Raw genomic sequence first — 9,158 nt, 5'->3', positions numbered from 1 at the left:
GGCCGGGGCGGCGCCGCGCCGAGGGGCGGGCGCGGGCGGCGCCACGGCCGGCGAGGCGGGCTTGGCCGCGCTCGGGGCGGGGACGAGGGCAGGTGAGGCGGTGGGAGAGGACGCTCTGGGGACGGGCCCAGCGCCGCGCGCGGGCGCCGCGACCGGCAGCGGCGCGGACGCGGTGACGAGCGGGGCGGCGACGGGCGGGAGCGCGCCGAAGTCGAGCGACGGCGGCGGCGTGTCCGCCTCGTCGGCGGGAATCTCCTCGAGGATCTCCGCCCCGTCCACGGTCGGCAGCTCCTCCACGATCTCCGGCAGGGCGAGGTCGTCGTCCGCGGGCGCCGCGGAGAGGCGATGACTCTCCGTCACGGGGTCGGCCTCGGGCTCGAGGCCACCCGCGCCCGCGGTGGTGCCGGCGGCCGCGGGGGCCGGCGGGCCGGCGCCCTCCGCGGGCGCGGCCTCCCACGGAGCGGGCGCCTCCGCGGTCGCCCACCCGGCGGTCGGGTCATGCGCGTCGAACGAGCCGCCCGAGGCGAGCGCGAAGCCCTCCTCGAGCGCGCTGTCGCCATGCCATTCGCCCGTGCCGTCGGTCGAGAGCGAGAGCGGCTGGCCGGTCTCGAAGCCGCCGTCCCCCGGCGAGGCGAGGGCGGCGGCCACGTCGAAGGCCGCCGCGTCGTCGTACTCGCCGCCGAGCTCGCCCGCCGCGGGCGCGAACACCGGCGCCGGCGCGGACGGATCGAGGCTCGCGTCGAGGCCGGCGTCGATCTCCGCCGCGAGGTCGTCGGTGCCGTCCCCGAACGCGGGAGCGGCGCCGCTCGCGAGCTCGTCGTAGGCGCCGAACGCGGCACCCTCCGGCGCGTGCTCGGCTGCGGGCGTCGGCTCCCAGCCCGCCGGCGGGAGCTCACCGGCGTCGCCGGTGAGCGGCATCGTGAGCGTGGGCTCCGGCTCGGCGGCGAGGCCGAGGATCTGGGTCGGCTCGGGCGTCGCGGCGGCGTCGAGCGCGGTCGGATCGAATCCGGCGAGCGCGTCGTCCGGCGCCGGCGCGAGCTCGAAGGCCGCGTCGTCGAGCGGCTCGAGCTCGAGCGCGGGCAGCTCGGCCTCCGCCGCGCCGAGCTCGGGCGTCGCCGCGCCGAGGTCGAGCGCGAGCGTCGGCTCGGGGGCGTCCGGCGCGAGCGTGGGGTCCCACGCCGGCTCGAGCCCCGCCTCGAGGGGCGCCGCCTGGGCGGTCTCCTCGCCCGCGAGCGCGGCGGGATCGAACGTGCCGTCCGGCTCGGCGGAGAGGTCGAGCGGCGCGGTGCCGGTGGGATACGCGTTCGGGTCCCACTGGCCGGCCACGGCAAGGTCTGCGTGCGCGCTCGGATCCCAGCCCGCGGCGCCGCCCGCCCCGAGCGCGCCTGCGGCAGGATCCCAGCCGGCCGTGCTCGGATCCCAGGGCTGCCCGGCGGCGTCGAGCGGAACGGCGTTCGGGTCCCATCCGCCCGGATCCTGGGGAAGGGCGTTGGGATCCCACGCCTGCGCGGCGTTCGGATCCCACGCGGCGTTCGGGTCCCAGGCGCCGCCGAGGGCGGCGGGATCGTGCGGGGGCGCCGCGGCGGGCTCCCCTTCCCAGCCGAGGAGGGCGGGATCGAACAGGTCCGCCGCGGCTGCGCCGTCGTCGAGCGGTTGCTGCACCTCGGGGGCGTCCGGCAGCGCGGCGTCGAAGGCGACCTCGGCCGGCGCCTCGGGCGCGGGGAAGAACGGCTCGGGCTCCGGCTCCGGGGAGAGCTCGGGACGCGGGGGCGGGCGGTTTCGCAGCCCGGCAGGCAGGAGCGACTCGCGCAGCCGCTCCGCGGCCGCGTTCACGTCGAACCCGCCGCGCGGCGCGCCCGCGCCGGCCTCGCCGCCGACGAGGTCGCGAAGCTCGGCGTGGCGGCGCTCCTCTTCTGGCGAGAGCCCCTTCGCGAGCCGCTTGGCGTCGAGGGTCCGGAACTCCTGCATCACGCTGCGCGGATCGGGCATCGGGTCTTCCGGGGGAGAAGCCGGCCGGGAGGGGCCGAGCGAGACGGCGGATGATACCTCGCCGGCCGGAGCCCACAAAAGGCGAGGCCTCCTTGATTTCCCCAACTCCGGCGGCCATGTATGGCGCGCTCATGAGTCCCCTGCCGGTGCTCCAGAACGGCCGCGCGAAGCCGCCCGCGGCCGGCCCCGACGCGTTCCTGCCCACCACCCCGGACGAGGTCCGCGCCCGCGGCTGGAGCGCGCTCGACGTCCTGCTGGTGACCGGCGACGCGTACGTCGACCACCCGAGCTTCGGCGCGGCGGTCATCGGTCGCGTGCTCGAGGCCCAGGGCTACAAGGTGGGGATCGTCGCGCAGCCGGACTGGCGGAGCACCGCCGACGTCTCGCGCATGGGCCGGCCGCGCCTCTTCGTCGGGATCACCTCGGGCGCGATGGACTCGATGGTGAACCACTACACGGCGCACAAGCGGCGCCGCTCCGACGACGCCTACACCCCGCACGCCACGGCGGGGAAGCGGCCCGATCGCGCGGCCACGGTCTACGCGCGTCTCTGCCGGGAGGCGTTCGGCCCCACGACGCCCATCGTCCTCGGCGGCATCGAGGCCTCGCTCCGGCGCATCGCCCAGTACGACTACTGGGACGACCGCGTGCTGCCCTCGGTGCTCGTCCCCTCCGGCGCGGACCTGCTCGTGTACGGGCAGGGCGAGAAGCCTGTGCTGGAGATCGCGCGCCGGCTCGCCTCGGGCGAGGACATCTGCGGGCTCGTGGACGTGCCGGGCACCGCGCTCGCGGTGCCGGACCTCGCGCTCGCCATGCTGGAAGGGCGGGCGCGGAAGACGCTCGAGCTCCCCGCCTACGAGGAGATCGCGCTCGACAAGAGGCGCTTCGCCGAGTTCAGCCGCCTCTACCACCTCGAGCACAACGGCGAGAACGCCCGCGTGCTCGTGCAGCGCCACGGCCGCGGGGAGCGGGCCCGCTACGTGGTGGTGAACGAGCCGATGGCGGCGCCCTCGACCGAGGAGCTCGATCGCATCGCCGAGCTGCCCTACGTGCGCGAGGCGCACCCGTCCTACCGCGGGGCCCACATCCCCGCGCTCGAGCAGATCCGCTGGTCGATCCAGATCCTGCGCGGCTGCGCGGCGGGGTGCGCGTTCTGCTGCATCACGGAGCACCAGGGGCGCGACATCGCGAGCCGCTCGGAGGCGAGCGTGCTGCGCGAGCTCGCGACGCTCGCCTCGAAGGAGAACTTCAGGGGCACCATCACCGACGTGGGCGGCGCGACCGCCAACATGTGGGGGATGCGCTGCACGGACGCGGGGGCGCACGCGGTCTGCCGGCGCGCCTCCTGCGTCTACCCCACCGTCTGCAAGTTCTTCGCGGTGGACCACGGCCCGCTCGTCGACCTCTACGAGAAGGCCCGCAAGGTGAAGGGCGTGAAGCACCTCTTCGTCGGCTCGGGGGTGCGCTACGACCTCGCCCAGGCGGACACGAAGAACGGCGCCCGCTACCTCAAGACCCTCGTGCAGCACCACGTCTCCGGTCAGCTCAAGGTGGCCCCCGAGCACGTCTGCGAGCCGGTCTTGAAGCTCATGAAGAAGCCGGGCGTCTCGTCGTTCGAGAAGCTGCGCAAGGACTTCGAGCGCTACTCGCGGGAGGCGGGCAAGGAGCAGTACCTCGTCCCGTACTTCATCTCCTCGCACCCGGGCGCCTCGCTCGAGCAGGCGGCGGAGCTCATGGAGTACCTGCAGGACAACCGCTGGAAGCCGCAGCAGGTGCAGGACTTCATGCCGACGCCCATGACCCTCGCCTCGGACATGTACTTCTCGGGCTACCACCCGATGACCGGCGAGCCGGTGCACGTCACGCGCGACATGGAGGAGAAGCGGATGCAGAAGGCGCTGCTCCGGTGGGGCGACCCGGCGAACCGTCCGCTCATCGAGAAGGCGCTCCGCAAGCTCGGGCGGCTCAGGCCCGGCGAGCGGCTCGGGCCGGGGATGCGGCCGGCGCGCGGGGCCCCGAAGAGGCGCGGCCCCGGTCAGGGCTCCGGTGACGGGCCCCGCCGCCGCGGCGGTGCCTAGCTTTGTCGCCGTGAGCTCGCACCTTCGTCGCCTCGCGCTCGTCGTCATCGTCCTCGGCGCGGGCACCGCCTCCGCGCAGGCCGCGCCCGCGCGCGAAGCGGCCCTCGTCTACCTCGCCCTGGGAGACTCGACCGCCGTCGGCGTGGGCGCCGCGACGGGCGGGGGCTACCCGCAGCGGCTCGCGCGCCGCCTCGAGGCGAGCGGCGTCCCGGTGAAGCTCACGGTCCTCGGGGTGAGCGGAGCGACCACCGCCGAGCTCCGGCGCGACCAGCTCCCGAAGGTGCTGGCGGCGCGCCCGGCGCTCATCACCATCGGCACCGGCATCAACGACCTCATGCAGGGGCGAAAGCTGTCCGAGTTCGCGCGCGACCTCGAGGTCGTCGCGGACCTCGTGCGGCGCACGAAGGCGACGGTGGTGCTGCAGACGCTCCCCGACCTCACCTTCTCGCCCGCCGGCTACGGCGCGCCGCCCTCGCTCGGGCGGCGCATCGAGGCGTACAACGCGACCATCGCGCGCGTCGCCGAGCGGCACGGCTTCGTGCTCGCGGACGTGTACGGCAAGAGCCGCGGGCAGCTCCGCGACCGTCAGGGCGAGCTCTTCGGCAAGGACGGCTTCCACCCGTCGTCCGCCGGGTACGAGGTCTGGGCCGAGGCGATGTGGCCGGACGTCGAACGGGCGGTGGTGCACCCGCGCGTGCAGGCGCGTCGGACGGCTGCCGCGGCGGGCGAGCGGTAGGCCGCTCGAGGCGGCGCCGCGCCCGCCGCGGGGCGGCCCGACACCTTCCCTTCGCCCGCGGGCGCGGGATAGCCTCGCGCCCCCATGGACCACCCGCCGGGCTCTCCCGCCGCGCGCGCCGCGCGCCACCGCCGTCTCTGCGAGGCCGATCACCGCCACCTCTGGCACCCGTTCACGCAGATGCAGGACTGGCTCGCCGAGGAGCCGCTCGTCGTCGACGCGGCGGACGGCGTGCACCTCGTCGACACGCTCGGGAACCGGTACCTCGACGGCGTCTCCTCGCTCTGGTGCAACGTGCACGGCCACCGGGTGAAGGCGATCGACGACGCCATCCGCGCCCAGCTCGACCGCGTGGCCCACTCGACGCTGCTCGGGCTCGCCTCGACCGCCTCGATCGAGTGCGCCGAGGAGCTCGTGCGCCACCTGCCGCGCGGCCTCACGCGCGTGTTCTTCTCCGACGCCGGCGCGACCGCGGTGGAGATCGCGCTCAAGATGGCCTTCCAGCACCACCAGCTCCGCGGCGACGCCGCGCGCACCGAGTTCGTCGCGCTCCGCGGCGGCTACCACGGGGACACGATCGGCTCGGTGTCCGTGGGCGGCATCGACCTCTTCCACCGCATCTTCAAGCCGCTCCTCTTCGACGTGCACCACGCGCCGCAGCCGTACTGCTACCGCTGCCCGCTCGCGAAGGAGCCGTCGTCCTGCCGGATGGCCTGCGCCGACGCGGTCGAGGAGGTGTTCGTCGCGCGGCCGGGGAAGATCGCCGCGCTCGTCCTGGAGCCGCTGATGCAGGGCGCGGACGGGATGATCGCCCAGCCGCCCGGCTACGTGCGGCGGATGCGGGAGATCTGCGACCGGCACGGGGCGCTCCTCGTCTGCGACGAGGTGGCGACTGGCTTCGGCCGGACCGGCACGACCTTCGCCGTCGAGCAGGAGGGCGTCGCCCCGGACATCCTCACCATGGCGAAGGGGATCACCGGCGGCTACCTGCCGCTCGCGGCGACCGTCACCACCGAGCGGGTGTTCGAGTCGTTCCTCGCGCCGTACGAGGAGAAGAAGACCTTCTTCCACGGCCACACCTACGCCGGGAACCCGCTCGCCTGCGCCGCCGCGAAAGCCTCGATGCAGCTCTTGCGCGAGGGGGGCGTCATCGAGGGGCTGCCCGCGAAGATCGCCGCCCTCTCGCGCGCGCTCGAGCCGGCGCAGCGGATGGCGCACGTGGGCGAGGTCCGCCAGCGCGGGCTCATGGTGGGCATCGAGCTCGTGCGCGATCGCGCCACGAAGGAGGAGTACGCCTACGCGCTCCGCTCCGGCCACGAGGTGACCCTGGAGGCGCGCAGGCTGGGCGCCATCCTGCGGCCGCTCGGCAACGTGGTCGTGCTCATGCCGCCCCTCGCCATGACCGAAGGGCAGCTCGAGGAGCTCGCCGCGATCGCGCTCGCGAGCATCGAGAAGGTCACGGCGCGGCTAGGAGCATGACCCTGCGCGGGCTCTTCGTCACCGGGACCGACACCGGAATAGGCAAGACCGAGGTCACCTGCGCGCTCGTCGCGAACGCGCGCGCCGCGGGCGTCGACGCCGTCGCGATGAAGCCGGCCCAGTCCGGCGTCGCGCCCGGCGAGCCGACCGACGCGGACCGGCTGCACGCCGCCTGCGACGGCGTCGAGCCGCTCGACGTCCTGTGCCCATACTCCTTCGCCGCGCCGCTCGCGCCGGCGGTCGCCGCCCGGCTGGAAGGCCGTTCGGTCTCTTTCGGGGCGCTCGTCGAGCGGGTGCGCGCGCTCGCCGCGCGCCACGAGGCGGTGCTGGTCGAGGGCGCGGGCGGGCTCATCGTGCCGCTCACCGACACGCACACCTACGCCGACCTCGCCGTCGCGCTGGGGCTGCCGGTCCTCCTGGTCGCGCGGGCGGGGCTCGGCACCGTGAATCACACAGCGCTGACGGTCGAGGCGCTCCGCGCGCGCGGGCTGGCCCTCGCGGGGATCGTCCTCAACAGCGCGTGCGACACGGACGATCCGTCCATCCCTTACAACGCGGCGGAGATCGCGCGGGTGACGGGGCGTGAACCGCTCGCGAGCTTGCCGCACACGCGCGATATCGCTGAGCGCCAGCGGTTTCTGCGATCCAGGCTCGCGGGCAAGATCCAGTTTTAGGCGCGGCGCGCGAAAATTGGATCGAGCCCGCGATCGATCCTAGAGATCGCCGCGTGCCGAACGTCGTCGACCTCACGCTCGTCTCCCGCGCCCGCCGCGTCCTCCAGCAGGTCCTCGAGGAGCGCGGCCTCGGCTTCTTCCTCCTCGCCTCGTCGCGCGCGCCGAAGCTCGACGCGCGCCGCATCGCCTGGGTGGTCCAGGCGGCGCGCCGCAAGGCCGGACCCCACGCGCGACGCGACCCGAACGCCCTCTCCCGCACCCGCCGCGTGGTCCGCCGCGAGCTCATCCGGCTGCTCGCCGAGGCGATGCTGCAGGCGGGGGTGTAGCCGCGGCCGCGGCGAGGCTCACCTCGAGTGGTTCACCGTCGCGCGCAGCCTGTCGAGGGGAGAGCCGTGACCGTCGCGCCTGGCCGAGCCCCGGTTGATCCGCCGCTTCCCCTCGGGGAACTACTCCGGGGCGGCCGAGGCGGGTATCCGGAGCGATCGGAAGCTCACCCCGCCTTGCCGCCCTGCTTCGTCACGTAGCGTAGGCGCAGATCGGTGAGGAGGTGCTCCATGAACTGCTCCTCCTCCGGCGTGAGGTTGCCCTTCGTCTTCTCGCGGAGCATGACGAGGATGTCGATGGTCTGGTGCGCGAGCGGGAGGTCGGGCTTCCCAGGGACGCCCGTGTCGGGGTGCGGGGCGTCGCCGAGGTGGATGAACGCGCTCGAGGCGAGCGAGAGCACGAAGGTGTAGAAGTCGATCCCGCCGGCCTTCTTCTCGTCCATGGCGACCTCCCGAAGGGCGCGAACCCGGTCGCGGCCCAGGCGCCCCCGAGTCTACTGGAAGTCGAACGCGATCCGCTCCGCCGCGTAGCCGCGCTGGACGAGGAGCACGAGCTGACCGCTCCGGCGCGCGCGCGCGGCGGCGCGGCGGAACGCGGAGAGGGTCGAGACCTCGGTCGAGTTCACCTCGCGCACGAGGTCGCCCGGCCGGATGCCCCCCTGCGCGGCGGCCGAGCCGGCGGCGACGCTCTTCACGACCAGCACCGACCCGCCCTGCACGCGCTCCTCTCCGAGCGTGAGGCCCGTCGCGCGCGCGGCGAGCTCGGCCGCGGCCTGCGCCGAGAGCTCCACCGAAGGCACCGACAGCGCGAGCCGCTGGCCGCGCCGGGCGAGCTCGAGCTTCGCCGCGCTGCCGATGGGGAGGTCGCGCACCCGGAAGCGGAACTCCTCGGCGCTCTGCGGGGCGAACCCCTGCACCGTCTCGACGACGTCGCCCTTCCGGACGCCCGCCTTCGCGCCCGGCGAGCCGGGATCCACCGCGGTGACGACCACGCCGCCCGTCGCGCCCGCCGCCGCGCCCTCCTTCGCGGGCAGGTCGTCGACCGCCACCCCGAGGTAGCCCTCGCGCACCTCGCCGTGCTCGATGAGGTCCTCGGCGATGCGCCGGGCGCGGTCGATGGGGATGGCGAAGCCGATGCCGGCGTTCCGGTCGCCCAGGATGGCGGTGTTGATGCCGACGAGGCGCCCCTCGATGTCGAGGAGCGCGCCGCCGGAGTTCCCCGGGTTGATCGACGCGTCGGTCTGGATGAAGTCGAAGAGCGTCCGCTCGCCCGCCTTGAAGTTGCGGTGCACGGCGGAGACGACGCCGGTGGTGACGGTGTGCGAGAGGCCGAAGGGGTTGCCGATGGCGATGAGGGTCTCGCCGATGAGGAGGTCGTCGGAGCGGCCGGTGGTGGCGAAGGGGAGCTTCTCCTTCGTCTCGAGCTTCAGCACGGCGAGGTCGCTCGACGGATCGGTCCCGACCACCTTGGCGATGATCTCGCGCCCGTCGAGCAGGCCCACCCGGAAGCGGGCGCCGCGCTCGACGACGTGATTGTTCGTGAGGACGTAGCCGTCGGGCGAGACGATGACGCCCGAGCCGAGCGAGGAGACCGCGTAGCCCTTGCGGTAGCGCGGGTGCTCGAAGAAGTCGCCGAAGAGGAGCTCCGCCACGGAGCTCCCCCGCGACGGCACGCGGATGCGGACGAGCTCCTCGGCGGAGACGTTCACCACCGCGCCGCGCACCTTCTCCACCGCGAGGACGACGGGCGTGCGCCGGTTCGGCGACGGCCGCTCGTCGGGGCGGGGGAGGGCGTTCGGTCGGGCGGCGGAGGCGCCCGGGGCGGCGAGGGCCGCCCCGAGCGCGAGTGAGGCGAGGATCGCGCGGTGCGCGCGCACGA

Annotated in this window: 7 protein-coding genes and 1 pseudogene; 5 read left to right on the top strand and 3 right to left on the bottom strand. The window is 74.6% G+C overall.

From position 1 onward, the window contains the following. Positions 1-1,989: pseudogene (locus tag MNY62_RS16600) on the bottom strand (hypothetical protein); the annotation flags it as partial. Between the two features lie 131 nt (positions 1,990-2,120). Here MNY62_RS16600 and MNY62_RS16595 point away from each other — a divergent pair. The 5 genes from MNY62_RS16595 to MNY62_RS16575 all read left to right on the top strand — a co-directional run bounded on the left by MNY62_RS16595 (position 2,121) and on the right by MNY62_RS16575 (position 7,282). Next, complete coding sequence (locus MNY62_RS16595; RefSeq protein WP_242345303.1) at positions 2,121-4,067, top strand: YgiQ family radical SAM protein; 1,947 nt, start codon at positions 2,121-2,123, stop codon at positions 4,065-4,067. Positions 4,068-4,077: 10 nt separating this feature from the next. Further along, the gene (locus tag MNY62_RS16590) at positions 4,078-4,803 is read left to right on the top strand and encodes an SGNH/GDSL hydrolase family protein (RefSeq protein ID WP_242345302.1); all 726 of its coding nucleotides are present in this window, start codon (positions 4,078-4,080) and stop codon (positions 4,801-4,803) included. Between the two features lie 84 nt (positions 4,804-4,887). After that, on the top strand, positions 4,888-6,282 hold the full coding sequence (gene bioA / locus MNY62_RS16585) for an adenosylmethionine--8-amino-7-oxononanoate transaminase (RefSeq protein ID WP_242345301.1): 1,395 nt from the start codon (positions 4,888-4,890) through the stop codon (positions 6,280-6,282). A 2-nt stretch (positions 6,283-6,284) separates the two neighbouring features. After that, positions 6,285-6,956 (top strand): dethiobiotin synthase, encoded by a 672-nt coding sequence (gene bioD, locus MNY62_RS16580; RefSeq protein ID WP_242345305.1) that lies wholly within the window; start codon positions 6,285-6,287, stop codon positions 6,954-6,956. A gap of 53 nt (positions 6,957-7,009) precedes the next feature. After that, positions 7,010-7,282, top strand: coding sequence for a hypothetical protein (locus tag MNY62_RS16575; protein WP_242345300.1), 273 nt, complete (start codon positions 7,010-7,012; stop codon positions 7,280-7,282). Positions 7,283-7,446: 164 nt separating this feature from the next. Here MNY62_RS16575 and MNY62_RS16570 read toward each other — a convergent pair whose 3' ends face one another. Then, positions 7,447-7,722, bottom strand: a complete 276-nt coding sequence (locus MNY62_RS16570) for a DUF1844 domain-containing protein (RefSeq protein WP_242345299.1) — start codon at positions 7,720-7,722, stop codon at positions 7,447-7,449. 51 nt (positions 7,723-7,773) lie between these two features. Then, entirely contained in the window at positions 7,774-9,156 is a 1,383-nt protein-coding gene (locus MNY62_RS16565; RefSeq protein ID WP_242345298.1) for a trypsin-like peptidase domain-containing protein, read from the bottom strand. Positions 9,157-9,158 lie beyond the last annotated feature (2 nt).

Source organism: Anaeromyxobacter terrae, assembly GCF_022690685.1.
Taxonomy (GTDB): Bacteria; Myxococcota; Myxococcia; order Myxococcales; family Anaeromyxobacteraceae; genus Anaeromyxobacter; species Anaeromyxobacter terrae.
The sequence above is the reverse complement of the archived record's forward strand: the minus strand, read 5'-3'. Positions and strand labels throughout refer to the sequence as shown.